At 71.5% G+C, this 14,466-nt stretch carries 14 protein-coding genes; 5 read left to right on the forward strand and 9 right to left on the reverse strand.

Annotation, left to right across the window (positions count from 1 at the left end; genetic code table 11):
* Positions 1–65: 65 nt before the first annotated feature.
* The 3 genes from smc to BHE75_RS13380 form a co-directional block, all read right to left on the reverse strand.
* Positions 66–3,491, reverse strand: coding sequence for a chromosome segregation protein SMC (smc, locus tag BHE75_RS13370; protein WP_070934173.1), 3,426 nt, complete (start codon positions 3,489–3,491; stop codon positions 66–68).
* Positions 3,492–3,521: 30 nt separating this feature from the next.
* Positions 3,522–4,268 carry a thioredoxin domain-containing protein gene (locus BHE75_RS13375; RefSeq protein WP_015457269.1) on the reverse strand — a complete coding sequence of 249 codons (747 nt, stop codon included), beginning with the start codon at positions 4,266–4,268 and terminating at the stop codon, positions 3,522–3,524.
* Positions 4,269–4,498: 230 nt separating this feature from the next.
* Positions 4,499–5,149, reverse strand: a complete 651-nt coding sequence (locus BHE75_RS13380) for a c-type cytochrome (protein WP_070934175.1) — start codon at positions 5,147–5,149, stop codon at positions 4,499–4,501.
* A 201-nt stretch (positions 5,150–5,350) separates the two neighbouring features.
* On the opposite strand from BHE75_RS13380, the gene BHE75_RS13385 reads away from it, so the two are divergent.
* On the forward strand, positions 5,351–6,250 hold the full coding sequence (locus BHE75_RS13385) for a prephenate dehydratase (RefSeq protein WP_041865092.1): 900 nt from the start codon (positions 5,351–5,353) through the stop codon (positions 6,248–6,250).
* A gap of 10 nt (positions 6,251–6,260) precedes the next feature.
* Here BHE75_RS13385 and nudC read toward each other — a convergent pair whose 3' ends face one another.
* Together nudC and BHE75_RS13395 are read right to left on the reverse strand one after the other, a co-directional pair.
* Positions 6,261–7,136, reverse strand: coding sequence for an NAD(+) diphosphatase (gene nudC / locus BHE75_RS13390; protein ID WP_070934176.1), 876 nt, complete (start codon positions 7,134–7,136; stop codon positions 6,261–6,263).
* A gap of 5 nt (positions 7,137–7,141) precedes the next feature.
* On the reverse strand, positions 7,142–8,227 hold the full coding sequence (locus tag BHE75_RS13395) for an A/G-specific adenine glycosylase (RefSeq protein ID WP_070934178.1): 1,086 nt from the start codon (positions 8,225–8,227) through the stop codon (positions 7,142–7,144).
* 14 nt (positions 8,228–8,241) lie between these two features.
* On the opposite strand from BHE75_RS13395, the gene BHE75_RS13400 reads away from it, so the two are divergent.
* Positions 8,242–8,820 carry a DciA family protein gene (locus BHE75_RS13400; RefSeq protein ID WP_070934179.1) on the forward strand — a complete coding sequence of 193 codons (579 nt, stop codon included), beginning with the start codon at positions 8,242–8,244 and terminating at the stop codon, positions 8,818–8,820.
* Positions 8,821–9,543 (forward strand): DsbA family protein, encoded by a 723-nt coding sequence (locus BHE75_RS13405; protein ID WP_070934181.1) that lies wholly within the window; start codon positions 8,821–8,823, stop codon positions 9,541–9,543.
* Positions 9,544–9,546: 3 nt separating this feature from the next.
* Here BHE75_RS13405 and BHE75_RS13410 read toward each other — a convergent pair whose 3' ends face one another.
* Complete coding sequence (locus tag BHE75_RS13410; RefSeq protein WP_015457276.1) at positions 9,547–10,284, reverse strand: metallophosphoesterase family protein; 738 nt, start codon at positions 10,282–10,284, stop codon at positions 9,547–9,549.
* 38 nt (positions 10,285–10,322) lie between these two features.
* Positions 10,323–11,147, reverse strand: coding sequence for an SDR family NAD(P)-dependent oxidoreductase (locus BHE75_RS13415; RefSeq protein ID WP_070934183.1), 825 nt, complete (start codon positions 11,145–11,147; stop codon positions 10,323–10,325).
* Between the two features lie 196 nt (positions 11,148–11,343).
* On the opposite strand from BHE75_RS13415, the gene BHE75_RS13420 reads away from it, so the two are divergent.
* Positions 11,344–11,688 (forward strand): hypothetical protein, encoded by a 345-nt coding sequence (locus BHE75_RS13420; RefSeq protein WP_084653211.1) that lies wholly within the window; start codon positions 11,344–11,346, stop codon positions 11,686–11,688.
* Between the two features lie 10 nt (positions 11,689–11,698).
* On the opposite strand, the gene BHE75_RS13425 is transcribed toward BHE75_RS13420, so the two are convergent.
* The gene (locus tag BHE75_RS13425) at positions 11,699–12,859 is read right to left on the reverse strand and encodes an aminotransferase (RefSeq protein WP_070934184.1); all 1,161 of its coding nucleotides are present in this window, start codon (positions 12,857–12,859) and stop codon (positions 11,699–11,701) included.
* Between the two features lie 148 nt (positions 12,860–13,007).
* Here BHE75_RS13425 and BHE75_RS24530 point away from each other — a divergent pair, with 148 nt between their 5' ends.
* On the forward strand, positions 13,008–13,163 hold the full coding sequence (locus tag BHE75_RS24530) for a hypothetical protein (protein ID WP_187294025.1): 156 nt from the start codon (positions 13,008–13,010) through the stop codon (positions 13,161–13,163).
* A gap of 117 nt (positions 13,164–13,280) precedes the next feature.
* On the opposite strand, the gene BHE75_RS13430 is transcribed toward BHE75_RS24530, so the two are convergent.
* Entirely contained in the window at positions 13,281–14,462 is a 1,182-nt protein-coding gene (locus BHE75_RS13430; RefSeq protein WP_070934186.1) for a glycosyl transferase-like UDP-glucuronosyltransferase, read from the reverse strand.
* Positions 14,463–14,466 lie beyond the last annotated feature (4 nt).

The following is a 14,466-nucleotide window of genomic DNA, read 5'->3' on the forward strand; positions in this document are numbered from 1 at the left end:
GCCGATGCTCCAAGGCTGTTTCCAAAGGGGCAGATGGGCGCTTGCGGCGGCCAGACAAGGGCGGCCTATTCCGCCGCCAGCAGCCTTTCCGCCCCGCCCAGATCCACCGATACCAGCCGGCTGACCCCACGTTCCACCATGGTGACGCCGAACAGCCGATGCATCCGCGCCATCGTCACCGCATTGTGGGTGACGATCAGGTAGCGCGTCTCGGTTTCCTGCGTCATCCGATCGAGCAGGTCGCAGAAACGTTCGATATTCGCGTCGTCCAGCGGCGCGTCCACCTCGTCCAGCACGCAGATCGGCGCGGGATTGGTGAGGAACAGGGCGAAGATCAGCGCCACCGCCGTCAGCGCCTGTTCCCCGCCGGAAAGCAGGGTGAGCGCCGCCAGCTTCTTGCCCGGAGGCTGGGCCATGATCTCTAGCCCCGCCTCCAGCGGATCATCCGATTCGGTGAGCGCGAGATGCGCCTCCCCGCCCGCGAACAGCGTGGTGAACAGCCGGCGGAAATGCTGGTCCACCGCCTCGAACGCCGCCAGCAGGCGCGCCCGCCCCTCCCGGTTGAGGCTGCCGATCGATCCGCGCAGGCGGTGGATCGCCTCGCCCAGCTCATCGCGCTCGGCCTGGCCGGTGGCGCGCGCGTCCTCCAGCTCCGCCAGCTCGGTTTCGGCGACGAGGTTGACGGGGCCCAGCCGTTCGCGATCGGCGGTCAGGCGGTCCAGCGTGGCCGACTGGGCGGCGGCATCCCCCACCTCCCCGCTGGCGAAGCCGATCTTCTCGGGCAGCACCGGCGCCGGGCAGCCGAAGCGCTCGCCGGAGATGCGGCCCATCTCCACGCGGCGCAATTCCTGATTCTCGTGCCGGGCGGCCGCCCCTGCCCGCCCCTCGCGCGCGGCGGCCAGCGCCTCGCCGCTCTCCGCCGCCGCCCGTTCGGCCTGGCGGAGCCGATCCTCGGCCACGCGCTCGGCCTCGCGGGCTTCGGCAGCGGCGGCTTCCGCCGCGGCCGCTTCCTCTTCCAGCGCGGCGATGCGGGCATCCAGCCGGGCGGGCGCCTCGGCCAGCGCCGCCAGCTCCTTCGCCACCGCATCGGCCCGCTTCGCCATCTCGTCGATCCGGCGGGCGGCATCGCCCGCGCGCGATCGCCAGCTCTTCGATTCGGCGCGCACCGCCTCCAGCCGGCGGGCATCCGCCTCGATCCGCTGGCGGAGCGTGGCCAGCGCGGCGCGCAGATCGGCCAGGCTGGAACGGGCGGCATCATTGGCCTGACGGAGCTGATCGACCTTGCGGGCCGTCGCCAGCCCATCCGGCAGGGCCGCCACGCCCGCCTCGGCCTGGGCGGCCGCATCCGCCGCCTCCGTGCGCTCGGCCGCCGCCCGCTCGGCGCGCTGCTCCAACGTCGCCCGCTGGCCGGCCAGCCGCTCGATCGCGGTGCCCGCCTGATCGGCATCGCGCACCGCGGCCCGCATCGCATTCTCGGCATCGGCGAGCCGGCGGCGGCCGTCATCGATCGCGGCACGGGCGGCGGCGAATGCCGCCTGCGCCGCCGCCACCGCCGCGCCAGCCTGCTCCNCCGTCGCGCGCGCCGGCGGCAGCGCCTGCTCGATCGCGGCGAGGCGATTGACCCGGATCAGCCGCTCGGCGGCGGCCGCGCCGACATCCTCGGCGACAAAGCCGTCCCAGCGCCGCATGCGCCCGTCGCGGGTGACGAGGCGCTGGCCGGCGGCAAGGCGGATCGCGCCGTCATCCGCATCCACCACACCCACCTGCGCCAGCCGCCGCGCCAGCTCGGCCGGCGCCTCCACCCAGGCCGCCAGCGCCTCCACGCCGGCCGGCAGGGCAGGATCGGAGGGATGGCGATCCGCCCCCGCCCAGCGGCGCTTGCCGGCAGGCCCGACGGTCGCGGAAAGCTCGTCGCCAAGCGCCGCCGCCAGCGCCCGCTCATAGCCGGGGGCGGCACGCACCTTGCCCAGCGCCTGATCGCCGCCGGCATCGGAAGCCAGCCCCCGCGTCAGCGCCTGGAATTCGCTTTCGAGCGCCGCCAGCGCCGCGCGGGCGGCGGCGGCTTCGCTTTCCGCGCCATCGCGCCGGGCGGCGGCGGCATCCCGCTCCGCCTCGGCTGTCGCGATGGCGGCCGTGGCGTCGGCGGCGGTGGATTGCGCCGCATCGCGCCGGGCCAGCGCCTCCTGCTGCCGGGCGAGAAGCGGCTCCGCATCCGGCAGCGCCGCGACATCGGCCTCGGCCCGCGCGCGCTCGGCCTCGGCGCGCTGGAGCCGCTGGCGGGCGGCGGCCAGCGCGGCCTGGGCGACGCGGACCTCGGCCTGCTCCGCCGCCTGCTCGGCAACCGCGTGGGCGAGCGCAACCTCCGCGTCGCGCGCGGCGCCCTCGGCCTCGCTTACCCGCGCGGCGAAGCCCGCCTGCTCGGCATCGGCGCCGGCCCGCGCGGCGGCGAGCGCCTTGTCCTCCTCGGCCAGCCGGGCGAGCGCGGCGGAGGCATCCACCGCCAGCGTATCCTCGCGCGCCCGATCCCGCTCCAGGGTCTCGCCCTGGCGGGCAAGCTCGGCAAGGCGGCTTTCCAGCGTCGCGCGCTCGGCCCGCAACGTGGTGAGCTGGTGGCCGGCCTCCGCCGCCGCCTCGCGCGTCGCCTGCGCCCTGGCCCGCGCATCGCCCACCGCGCGCACCGCCTCGGCCTGATGGGCGGCGGCGGCGCGCTGGGCCTCGGCGGCGGCATGGACGGCGGCTTCGGCGGCCGCCGCCTCGGCCTTCGCGGCATCGGCGGCGGCCGCCGCCTCCCGCCAGCGGGCATAGATCAGCCGCGCCTCGGCCAGCCGGATCTGATCGGAAAGCTGGCGATAGCGCTCGGCCGCGCGCGCCTGCCGCCGCAGCGCATTGGCGCGGACGTCCATGTCGGCGAGCAGCTCGTCCAGCCGGGCGAGATTGGCCTCGGTGGCGCGGAGCTTCTGTTCGGCATCCTTGCGGCGGACGTGGAGGCCGGCGATGCCGGCGGCCTCCTCCAGCATCTGCCGCCGCTCGGTGGGCTTGGCCGCGATCACGGCGGCGATGCGCCCCTGGCTGACCAGCGCGGGCGAATGGGCGCCGGTCGCCGCGTCGGCGAACAGCAGCGCCACATCCTTGGCGCGGACATCCCGGCCGTTGATGCGATAGGCGGAACCGGCGCCGCGTTCGATGCGGCGGACGATCTCCACCTCGCCTTCCTGCCCGTCACCCGTGGCGGCGCGATCGACCAGGATGGAAACCTCGGCGAAATCGCGCGCCGGCCGCTGGGTGGTGCCGGCGAAGATCACGTCTTCCATGCCGCCGCCGCGCATCGACTTGGCCGAGCTTTCGCCCATGGCCCAGCGGATCGCCTCCAGCAGGTTGGATTTGCCGCAGCCGTTGGGGCCGACGATTCCCGTCAGCCCCGGCTCGATGCGGAGTTCGGAGGGTTCGACGAAGCTCTTGAAGCCCGAAAGCTTGAGCCGCCTGATCCGCATGGCGGTCTATGCCCCTCCGGCCCCGAGGCCTCAGCCGCCCAGCGCGGTGTTCAGCGCGGCCGAAAGCGAGTTGAAGTCATACACGCCTTCGGCAAGCTTGCCGTTGATCAGGAAGGAAGGCGTGCCGGTGATCTTGTCCTGGTTGGCCCCGCGTTCGCGAATCGCCAGGATCTGATCGAGGCCGGCCTTGTCCGCCAGGCACTGATCCGCCTTTTCCTTGGAAAGGCCGCGCGCCCGGAAGAATTCGTCCATGCCCGCCGCCGTCGCCAGCGCGCCGAACTGCTGGCTTTCGGGCAGGCCCTGGATGCGGGTGATTTCCGCATTGCTGATCTTGCTGATGTTCGGCGCCCAGTTCTTCTGCTCGGCATAGGTCTGCTCGACCAGCTTGAAGAAAGGCCCTTCGCCCTGGCAGCGCGCCAGCAGCGAGATCGAGACATCGACCGGGTTCAGCACGAAGGTGCGGAATTCCCAGCTCACCTTGCCGGTGCGGACATAATCCTCGCGCAGCTTCGGCACGCCATGCTCGGAGAAGTCGGCGCAGTGCGGGCAGGTGAGCGAGGCATATTCGACGAGCTTCACCGGCGCATCGGGATTCCCCATGCGGAATCCGCCCTCGGGCGTCTTCACCACCGTTTCGGTCCAGTCCTTACCGGCCGGCGCGGTGGCGGCGGCCGATGCGTTGCCGGCCGCGGCCGCATTGTCGGTGGCGTCCTGCTTGCCGCAACCGGCAGCCGTGAGCGCGAGCGCGGCGACGGCCCAGCGAAAATCGATCTTCATGACTTGGGGAAACTCCTGGTGGCCCTGTTGCGCGATCATGGCGCGGCGCGCGGCCGGCTTCAACGGCTTATCGCGCAAAGGCGCCATCGGCCGCGACGGCGGACGCGCCGGCGGGCACGCGGACTTTGCGGCCCGATCGATCGCGGGATGGCAGAAAATGAAAACGCCGCCCCAACCATGTTGAGGCGGCGGCATGCGGACGGAGGGGCGGCAGGCCCCTCCGCGCGGCATCAATGCGTGGCGGGCGCGGCGGCGGGGGCCGCTTCGTTGCCGGCGGCCGGGGCTTCGGCCGAAGCATTGCCTTCCGCGGGCGCCGCCCCTTCGGCGGGTGCGGCCGCCGCCGCTTCGGCCGGCACGGCGGGAAGCGGCTTCGGATGGTCGCTCTGCTGGTTGAGATAGGCGATGATGTTGGCGCGATCCTCGGGCTTGGAGAGGCCCGCGAAGGTCATCTTCGTGCCCGGCGCGAACTTCTTCGGATTGTGCAGCCAGTCGCTCAGATTCTGCCAGTCCCAGGTGCCGCCCTTGCCCTTCAGCGCTTCGGAGAAGGCGAAGCCATGCGCGCCCTGGCCGACCGGCTCGCCCAGCACGCCCCAGAGGTTGGGGCCGAGCGCGTTGCTGCCGCCCTTGTCGGCATTGTGGCAGGCGGCGCACTTCTTGAACACGTCCGCGCCCTTGGCCGGGTCGGCGCTGGCGAGATAGAAGGCGATCGGCTTTTCGGCCTCGGCCGCCTCGCCGCCTTCATCCTCGACGCCTTCGACCACATAGCCCATCTTTTCGGGGCGTTCGGCCTTGAAATATTCACCCGTAAGGATCGAGAGCCCGAGCGCCGCGATACCGCCGGCCAGCGCCCAGCCAGCAATGGTGTTGAAACGGTTGTCCATGCCTTTTCGAAACCTCCTCGGGGGCCGCGCTTCCCCTGCGCGGTCAAAAGCGGGTTTCCTTTAGTTTCGAGAGTCTCGCACCGCAAGCGCGGCTTATCTGTGCGAATCATTCTCAAAAAGCCGGCGGCGGCGACATTATCCATACCCGCGCCAAGGATCGGGTTGCGGCGGGGCGTGGGTCGGCCTAAGCGCGCCGCCGACATGGAAAGCTATCCTGCCCCCGCGCGCGCGCTCGTCGCGCAGATGATGGCCGCCGCCGCGGCCGATCCCGCCCGCGCCGTCGCCTTCCAGGGCGCGCCGGGCGCCAATTCGCACATCGCGGTGGAACAGGCCTTTCCCGAGGGGCTGGCGCTCCCCTGCTTCAGCTTCGAGGACGCGATCGACGCCGTGCGCGAAGGCCGCGCCGATCGCGCGATGATCCCGATCGAAAATTCGCTGCACGGCCGGGTGGCCGACATCCACTTCCTGCTGCCGGAATCGGGCCTCGTCATCACCGGCGAGCATTTCCTGCCGATCCGCTACGCGCTGATGGGCACCGGCGCGATGGAGGACGTGGCCGAGGTGATGAGCCATCCGCAGGCGCTGGGCCAGTGCCGCAACTGGCTGCGCGCGCGGGGCCTCCGCCCCATCAGCTATGCCGACACCGCCGGCGCCGCCGCCATGGTGGCGGAGATCGGCGCGAAGCGCACCGCCGCCATCGCGCCGCCCGCGGCCGCCCAGCTCTACGGCCTCGATATCTTGGCCGACGGGCTGGAAGATGCCGAACACAATATGACCCGCTTCGTGATCCTGGCGCTGGACGGGCAGCCGGTGCGGGAAGCCGGGCCGGTGATGACCACCTTCATCTTCGAGGTGAAGAACATCCCCGCCGCGCTCTACAAGGCGATGGGCGGCTTCGCGACCAACGGCGTGAACATGACCAAGCTGGAAAGCTACCAGCGGGGCGGCAGCTTCGCCGCGACGGAATTCTACGCCGATATCGAAGGCCATCCCGAGGACCCGGCCGTGGCCCGCGCGCTCGAGGAACTGGCCTTCCATTCCAAATGGGTCCGCATCCTCGGCACCTATCCGAGGGCGCGGGCGCGCGGCGGGGAAGCCTGATCCGGGGCCGTCAGGCTCCGGCCCCGTCCAGCCAGCGCGCGAACAGCGTGTGGGCGATGGCATAAGGCGGCGGGGCGATGAAGGGCGCCGAAGGGTCCCCCGCCAGCGCCGCGGCCACCTCGTCCCGCCCCACCCACATCGCATGTTCCAGCTCGTTGGCGTCCAGCGTCACCGCATCCGATTCGACATCGGCGATGCAGGCCATCATCAGCGATGAGGGAAAGGGCCAGGGCTGGCTGGCGACATAGCGCACCCGCGTCGCCCGCACGCCCGCTTCCTCGAACAGCTCGCGGGCGACCGCCTCCTCCATCGATTCGCCCACTTCGACGAAGCCGGCCAGCGCCGAATAGCGCCCGGCGGGAAAGCGCGGCTGGCGGCCGATCAGCACCCGGCCCCGATATTCGGCGAGCATGATGACCACCGGATCGGTGCGGGGGAAATGTTCCGCCCCGCACGCGCCGCAGCGCCGCGCCCAGCCGGCGCGCATCGTCTGCGTCTCGTTGCCGCAGCGCGCGCAGAAACGGTGGCGGGCGTGCCAGTCCACCAGGCTGCGCGCGGCGGCATAGGTGCCGGCCTCGCCATCGGGCAGGCCATCCAGCAGCCGCCAGATCAGGTTGTGGCCGCTGCCCGTCGCCGCCGGATCGAGCGCCACGAAGCGTGGCCGCCCGTCGATCAGGCCGAGCAGCGCCAGCTCCACCCCGGCCGGCGCCTCGACAAGCGGCGCCCATTCGAGCCGCCCGTCCGGCGCGGCGACGGGATCGAGCCCCTCCATGCGGAGCAGCAGCGCCGCCGGGTCCCCGGCCCGCGCCGCCAGCAGGCCGGGATGATCGCGTTCATTGTCGATCCGTTCGAGGGGCGATCCCGTGAAACCCGGTGCCATGTGCATGCCCGTCACTCTCCGTCTTTTCCGCGCGCTTTCTGGGCGAGCCTCGCCGCCTTTGCAAACAGGGTGGGAAGGCCGGCCTCGCCGATGCGGGCGACCGGCCACCATTCCCCCTCCCCCGCATCGCGGCCGGACGCGACGGCGGTGACGACATCCAGCTCCAGCGCGAAATGGGTGAAGACATGCGCCACCTTCCCCGCCGATCGCCACGCAGCCGATCGGGGCGCGCCGGCAAGGCCCGGATCGGCATCGGTCCACGGCCCGGTCGGAAGCGCGCGCATGCCGCCCAGCATCCCCTTGTCCGGCCGGCGGACCAGCAGCACCGCGCCCTCTGCCTCCAGCCAGAAGGCGGTGCCCTTGCGCTCCGGCCGCGCCGCCTTGGGGGCCTTGGCCGGGAACCGTTCGGGATCGCCTGCGCGGAAGGCCGCGCAATGATCGATCAGCGGGCAGATCGCGCAGGCCGGCCGCTTGGGCGTGCAGATGGTGGCGCCCAGATCCATCATCGCCTGCGCGAAATCGCCGGCGCGCATGTCGGGGGTGATGCCGTCCGCCGCTCCGCGAATCGCGGGCTTGGCGACCGGCAGCGGCGTTTCGATGCGGAACAGCCGGGCGACGACGCGCTCGACATTGGCGTCCACCACCACCGCCCGCCGGCCGAAGGCGATCGCGGCGATGGCGGCGGCGGTATAATCGCCGATGCCCGGCAAGGCCCGCAGGCCGGCCTCCTCGTCGGGAAAGCGCCCGCCCGCCGCCGCGACCGCGCGCGCGCAGGCGATCAGGTTGCGGGCGCGGGCATAATAGCCGAGCCCCGCCCACGCGCCCATCACCTCGGCATCGTCGGCCGCCGCCAGCGCCTCCACGGTCGGCCAGCGCCGGGTGAATTCGGCAAAGTATCGGCCGACCGCCGCCACCGTCGTCTGCTGCAGCATCACTTCGGAAAGCCAGACGCGATAGGGATCGGCAGGCGGATCGCCCGGCGGCGCGCGCCATGGCAAGCGCCGCGCCGCCCGGTCATACCAGGCCAGCAGGCCGGCGGCGATCGGGGGTGCGGTGGAATAAGCGATCGGATTCGCGACGGCGCTGTCGACGGGCATGGCCGCGCTATGGCATGGGAAAGCCGATGACGGAACGGAAGACCAGAACGCCCAGCACGCGCCGCGCGCGATCCGCCGAGGAAGCGCCGCCGCGCCAGAACCGCGCGCGCGCCGTGGCGGATATGGTGCCCGATGTGGGCCGCGCCTCCTTCCGCCGTTTCGGCTTCGTCCAGTCCGCGGTCGTCAGCCGCTGGGGGGAGATTGTCGGCCCGCGCTATGCCGGCGTTTCCGCCCCCGAATCGATCCGCTTCCCGCAGGGCAAGCGCGCCGAAGGGGTGCTGACGCTGACGGTGGAAGGCGCGCATGCGGCGATGATGCAGCATGTCGCGCCCGAGATCGTGGAGCGGGTGAACCGTTTCTTCGGCTATCCGGCCGTCGCCCGCGTCGCGATCCGGCAGGGAATCACCGCCAGGCCCCAGCCCCGCCGCGCCCCGCCTTCGCTGAAGCCGCTGCCGGCCGATCTGATGCCCGTGGAGCTGGGCGACAGCCTGCGGACGATCGCCGATCCGGAACTGCGCGCCGTGCTCGAATCGCTGGCCGGCGCGATCACCGCCACCAAAGGCCCGCCTGTTATCGATGATGGAAACAAATAGATGATCCAGTTTCGCGCCGTGCTGACGGCGTTCGCCTCGCTCGCCGCCATCGGCGCGTCCGCCGCCCTGCCGCCCGCCACCGCCGTGGCGGCCCCGGCCAAGGCGCCGGACTGGAACCGCCGCATCGTCGCCACGCCCGAGGGCGGCTGGCTGATCGGCAACCCGGCGGCGCCCGTGAAGCTGATCGAATATGCATCCTACACCTGTCCGCATTGCGCGCATTTCATGGCGGAAGGCATGCCCATCGTCCGCCGCGATTATATCGCCACCGGCAAGGTGAGCCTGGAATTCCGCCAGTTCGCGCTCAACCCGATCGATCTTACCGAAGGCATGCTGGTGCGCTGCACCGCCACGCCCGCCGCCGCCGTGGCGCTGGGCGAAAAGATGTTCGCCGATCAGCAGGCCATCCTCGATCGCGCGCCGGACGAGGCGACGGGCGAGAGATTGAGCGCCACGCCCCCGGCCCAGCTCCACACCGCGCTCGCCCAGGCGATGAAGCTGGACGAATGGGCGACGAAGAACGGCCTGCCCGCGCCGCGCGTGAAGGCCTGCCTCGCCGATCTCAGCCTGCGCGACCGCATCGTCGCCATCCGCGGCAAGGCGATCGAAAGCTATGACATCCAGGGCACGCCCAGCTTCGTGCTGAACGGCAAGGCGCTGGAAAAGACCTTCAACTGGCAGGCGCTGGAACCGCAGCTCAAGGCGGCCGTGGCCGGCAAATAGCCGCTACATCATCGTCCGCAGCGATACGTCGAGCCGGCCGTCCTCCACGCGCAGTTCGTTGAAGGATGGCGGCGCGTCGCGCAGGCGTTCGGAAAGCGTGCCGGCGCCGATCAGCCTGACCGGCCCGGCGGCGGTATCGACCCGCGCGTCGAACGGCTGGTGGACATGGCCGCTCAGCACCGCCTCGGCGCCGGCGGCCGCCACCGCCTCCAGCGCCTTTTCGCCGCGCAGGGTTTCGCCATGGCCGTCGGGCATGTCGTTGCCGATCAGCGGATGATGGCAGGCAATGATCGCCATATGATCGGGCGGGCAGGCGCGGAGCCGCTCCACCGCCTCGACGATCGCACGCCTGCGCACCACGCCCCATGACCAGTTGAACCGCCATTGCGCCCGCGTCGTGGTGCGCAGCGGCACCAGCCAGATGCCCGGCAGGTCCAGCGGCAGCTCCAGCGCGCGCCGCAGCCGCTCATAGCGGCGATAGGGCGCGGCGATCCGGGCGATCGGGTTGAAATAAGGCAGGTCGTGATTGCCCGGCTCGATCGATACCGGCACGTCCAGCCGCTGCAGCCACAGGGTCGCCGCTTCATATTCGCTGGATCGCGCCCGCATCGTCAGATCGCCGGTGATGACCACGGCATGCGGCCGCTCCACCCGCACGCGATCGGCGAACCAGGCGACGGCCGCGACGTCCTCGCGGCCGAAATGGAGGTCCGATGCATGGAACAAGCGGGTGGCGGCCATGCGGAATCAATGCCGCCACCCGCATTGGGGTTCCCGCCTCAGGCGTCGGCGGGTTCGCCGCCGTTCCAGGAAAATTCGGGGGTGCGGCGGGCCAGGATGGTTTCCGTCCGCGCCTTCAGCATCGGATCGAGCGCCTCGGGCTGGGGCACGATCCAGAATTCGCCGGCCGCGATCGCCTCATACACCTTGTCGGCGAACGGCCCCGGCTCCAGCCCATAGCTGTCCAGCATGTGGCGCAGTTCGTCCACGAAGCGCTGGGTGGCCGGGTTCACCGCGCCGCCGAACGGGTTTTCGAAGATCGCGGTCTTCACCGGGCCGGGTGCCAGCAGGCTCACCCGCACCGGCGCGCCCAGCATCGCCAGCTCCGCATGGAGCGATTCGGTCAGCGCCACGGCGGCGAACTTGGTGACGCTATAAGGCGCCATCAGCGGGCTCGCGCCGAAGCCGCCGACCGATGCGGTGTTGACGATATGGCCGCGCCCCTGATCGATCATGCGCGGCACGAAGGCGCGGATGCCGTGGAGGATGCCCTTCAGGTTCACGTCGATCGATGCGTCCCAGCGGGCGGGATCGATCTCCCAGCTATAGCCCGTCGCCATGATCCCGGCATTGTTGAACAGATAGTCGACCCCGCCGAAGGCCGCCCAGGCGGCGTCGGCCAGCGCCGCCAGCGCCGCCGGATCGGCCACGTCGGTGGGCACCGCGATCGCGCCCTCCAGCGATGCCGCCAGCGCCTCGGCGGCGGCCGCGTCGCGATCGGCCAGCACCAGCTTCAGCCCAAGCGCGTGCCCGCGTTCCGCCAGCCCCCGGCCGATCCCGCTCGCCGCCCCGGTGATGACCGCAACCTTGCCCTCGAACGCCATATTGATCCTTTCCCGTCGATATTTCGGTCGATTTAGTCGACGGCGGCGCGACGCGCGCCCTCCAAACGGACATGCATGCGGCGTTGCGGGCGATCCCTGTGGCAAGCGTCACAGCCTCCGGCCCGGGGAAGGCGCATCAAGGCCGAAACAGCCGGCCGACGCGCGATTCGCCCGCAGCGTGTGACAGGAGCGTAAGATGAGCTGGATATCATCCCTCGACAGCTTTGCCGGGGCCCGCGAAACCGATGCCCCCCTACTCGCGCTTTCGGCGCGCGAATGGCAGGTGATCGGCCTCGCCATCAACGAGGCGCGCCGGGCCGCCGGCAGCGGCATCGCCTCGCGCTGGCGGCGCATGTTCAGCCTGCTGACCGGGATCGAGGCCCCTCGCCCGCTGGCCGATCCCCGGCTGGAGGCGCTGCGCGGCTTCGTCTGCGCCGCGCGCGCCGGCCGCAGCGGCGCGGAAACGCTGGCCGCGCGGCTGATGGAGCTTGGCTTCAGCGCCGATCAGGTGAGCGCGGTGCGGATGCTGGCGGCGCGGTAGATCGCGCGCCTCAGCTTTCGAACAGCCCGCGCGCGATTGCCATGCGGGCGATACCGGCGTCGATCGTCTCGTCCTGCTTGGCGAAGCACAGCCGCACCACGCCGCGCACCGCATCCTCGGCATAGAAGGCCGAAACCGGGATGGTGGCGACGCCCGCCTCGCGCACGGCGATCTCGGCGAAGGTCACGTCGTCGGCGGCGATGCCCGATCCCGGCAGGTCGACCGACAGGAAATAGGTGCCGGCGGACGGCAGCACGCGATAGCCGGCATCGGCCAGCCCCGCCGCCAGCCGATCCCGCGACCGCGCATAGCCGGCCCGCATCTCGTGGAAATAATCGTCCGGCAGGGCGAGGCCATGGGCGGCGGCGGCCTGCAGGTTGGGCGGCGTGGTGAAGGTGAGGAACTGGTGCGCCTTGGCCAGCACCCGGCTCAGCGCGGGCGACGCGCACATCCAGCCGACCTTCCAGCCGGTGAGCGAGAATATCTTGCCCGCCGACCCGATCTTCACCGTCCGGTCGCGCATGCCGGGCAGCGCCATGATCGGCAGATGGCGGCGGCCGTCGAACACCAGATGCTCCCACACCTCGTCGCTGATGACGACGGCGTCGTGGGCGACGGCGCGCTCCGCCAGCAGCGCCAGCGATGCCGCGTCGAACAGGCTGGCGGACGGGTTCACCGGGTTGTTCAGGATCACCAGCCGCGTCGCCGGCGTGAAGGCCGCGTCCAGCATCGCCGCGTCGATCCGCCAGTCCGGCGGCGCGAGCCGGGCGAAGCGCGGCACCCCGCCGGCCCGCAGCACCAGCGGCAGATAGGCGTCATACATCGGCTGGATCAGCAGCACCTCGTCCCCCGGCCGGACGAGGGCGAGAATCGCGGCGGCCAGCGCCTCGGTCGCGCCCGAGGTGATCGTCACCTCGCTCGTCCAGTCCAGGTCGATATCCTGGTGGCGGCGATAATGATCGGCGACGGCGCGGCGCAGCTCCGGCAGGCCCGGCATCGGCGGATATTGGTTCGACCCCTCGCGCAGCGCCGTGACGGCCGCCTCGATCACGCTTTCCGGCCCCCGCGCATCGGGAAAGCCCTGGCCGAGGTTGATCGCGCCCAGCTCGCGCGCGAGTGCCGACATCGCTTCGAAGATCGTCGTCGGCATCTCGGCATAGATCGGGTTCATGGCCGGCAGACTAGCCCATCGGGCGGCCGCGCCGGAAGGGCGCATCGGATCGATCGGCCAAAGGCCATCTATCACCCCTTGATAATGTATTTTGGGTTGCGCCTTTTTCTCTATCGTTTTAGTAGTGTTTGCAGGAAAGGAGGCCGCCATGATCGATACCGCCATCATTCCGCGCCGCCCGGATGCCGCCGGCCAGCGCGAAACCCGCCGCCGCGAAGATGCGGCCCCCAGGCACGCCGCGCCCGCGCCGGCCGCCCTGACCGCCGAGGAATTCTGGGCGCGGATCGACGCCGCGCCACGCTGACAGAGATGCTTTCTGCCCGGTGGGAACCCCCTTCCCACCCCGGGCAAGGGGACCGATCCTCCTCTCCGATCGAATCCCTAGGACTGGACCCGGCCGTTGCGACGGCCGGGTCCTTTTTTATGCGGCGATCAGCGCTTCCACGGCATCGGCCACGGCCCTGGCGCCGCCCGGCACCGCCGCCGCGCGGAAAGCGGGCGCGGCATCGCGGCAGCGCGCCGCCATCGCCCCGTCGGCAAAGCCTTCGGCCAGCAGCCGCGCCATGCCCGGCCGATCCAGCGTGCGGAATTCCGCCTGCCGCCCCAGCCCCGCTTCGGCGAGCGCCAGCCCCGTCAGCCGTTTTTCCAGATCGAAGGAGAGGACGATGTGCGGCAGCCCGGCGCAGAGCGCGGCGGCGGCAAGGCCGATGCCCCCGTGGCTCACGATCAGGCGCGATCGCTCGACGATCCGGGCGATCGGCACCGGCTGCCGTTCGACCGTGATGCCCGCCTGTTCCAGCACCGCCGCGTCGGCATCGGCGATGTTGGGCATGTGGAGGCGGATCGGCAGGCCGGCATCCACCATCCCGGCCAGCAGCGGCGCACGCACCGTCTGCGCCCCGTTGAGATAGACGAATATCTCCTCCCCGCGCCCGTCCGCCAGCGGCGGCAGGCTGCCCGTCGCGGCCGAAACGGGCGGCGGCGCATATTCGCCCTCCCGCCGCCAGCGGCGATAGGGATCGAGCAGGGGAAAGGCCTGCACCAGCACCCGATCTGCTGCGAACAGCGCCGGCAAGGCGGGCAGCGGCGCGGCGCCGGCCAGCCCGATCTCGCGATTGGCGGCCGCGAGCAGCGCCGCCTCGTCCCGCGCCGCCGGATCGCCGGTCAGGCTGGGAAATGCGGCCAGCCCGGCCGGCGGCTGGGCGAATCCGGTGCCGAACGAAAGCAGGGGCACCCGCCCGCGCGCCGCCGGCAGCAGCGCGGGCGCGAACTCCGCCGCCACCGCATCCGGCCTGACCGCGGCCAATATCCTGTCCCACGCCCGGATCAGGCCGGAAAGCACGCCAGCCTCGCCCAGCCCCACCGCGCTCAATATGTCCCCGAAGGTGGCGGGCGCCGATCGCGAAGGCCGCGCCCGCGATGTGATGAGAGCCGGCCATAAAGGCGCCTGCCAGATTTCGAACCCCGCCGGCATCGCCGCCGTCTGCTGCACCGCCAGCACCGGATCATGCCCGCGCGCGCGCATTTCCGTGGCGAGATCGATCAGATTTTCGGCATGGCCCCGGCCGGAGCCCAGCTCCCACCCGATCAGGATGCGGGCCATCGCC

The organism is Edaphosphingomonas haloaromaticamans (assembly GCF_001853345.1).
GTDB lineage: Bacteria > Pseudomonadota > Alphaproteobacteria > Sphingomonadales > Sphingomonadaceae > Sphingomonas_E > Sphingomonas_E fennica.

Bases quoted from the DNA above. Each gene is read 5' to 3' on its own strand.
- nudC (WP_070934176.1), bottom strand. From the start codon at position 7,136: ATGCACATGGCACCGGGTTTCACGGGATCGCCCCTCGAACGGATCGAC.
- BHE75_RS13395 (WP_070934178.1), bottom strand. From the start codon at position 8,227: ATGCCCGTCGACAGCGCCGTCGCGAATCCGATCGCTTATTCCACCGCA.
- BHE75_RS13385 (WP_041865092.1), top strand. From the start codon at position 5,351: ATGGAAAGCTATCCTGCCCCCGCGCGCGCGCTCGTCGCGCAGATGATG.
- BHE75_RS13380 (WP_070934175.1), bottom strand. From the start codon at position 5,149: ATGGACAACCGTTTCAACACCATTGCTGGCTGGGCGCTGGCCGGCGGT.
- BHE75_RS13425 (WP_070934184.1), bottom strand. From the start codon at position 12,859: ATGAACCCGATCTATGCCGAGATGCCGACGACGATCTTCGAAGCGATG.
- BHE75_RS13420 (WP_084653211.1), top strand. From the start codon at position 11,344: ATGAGCTGGATATCATCCCTCGACAGCTTTGCCGGGGCCCGCGAAACC.
- BHE75_RS13430 (WP_070934186.1), bottom strand. From the start codon at position 14,462: ATGGCCCGCATCCTGATCGGGTGGGAGCTGGGCTCCGGCCGGGGCCAT.
- BHE75_RS13410 (WP_015457276.1), bottom strand. From the start codon at position 10,284: ATGGCCGCCACCCGCTTGTTCCATGCATCGGACCTCCATTTCGGCCGC.
- BHE75_RS13415 (WP_070934183.1), bottom strand. From the start codon at position 11,147: ATGGCGTTCGAGGGCAAGGTTGCGGTCATCACCGGGGCGGCGAGCGGG.
- BHE75_RS13400 (WP_070934179.1), top strand. From the start codon at position 8,242: ATGGGAAAGCCGATGACGGAACGGAAGACCAGAACGCCCAGCACGCGC.
- BHE75_RS13405 (WP_070934181.1), top strand. From the start codon at position 8,821: ATGATCCAGTTTCGCGCCGTGCTGACGGCGTTCGCCTCGCTCGCCGCC.
- BHE75_RS24530 (WP_187294025.1), top strand. From the start codon at position 13,008: ATGATCGATACCGCCATCATTCCGCGCCGCCCGGATGCCGCCGGCCAG.
- BHE75_RS13375 (WP_015457269.1), bottom strand. From the start codon at position 4,268: ATGAAGATCGATTTTCGCTGGGCCGTCGCCGCGCTCGCGCTCACGGCT.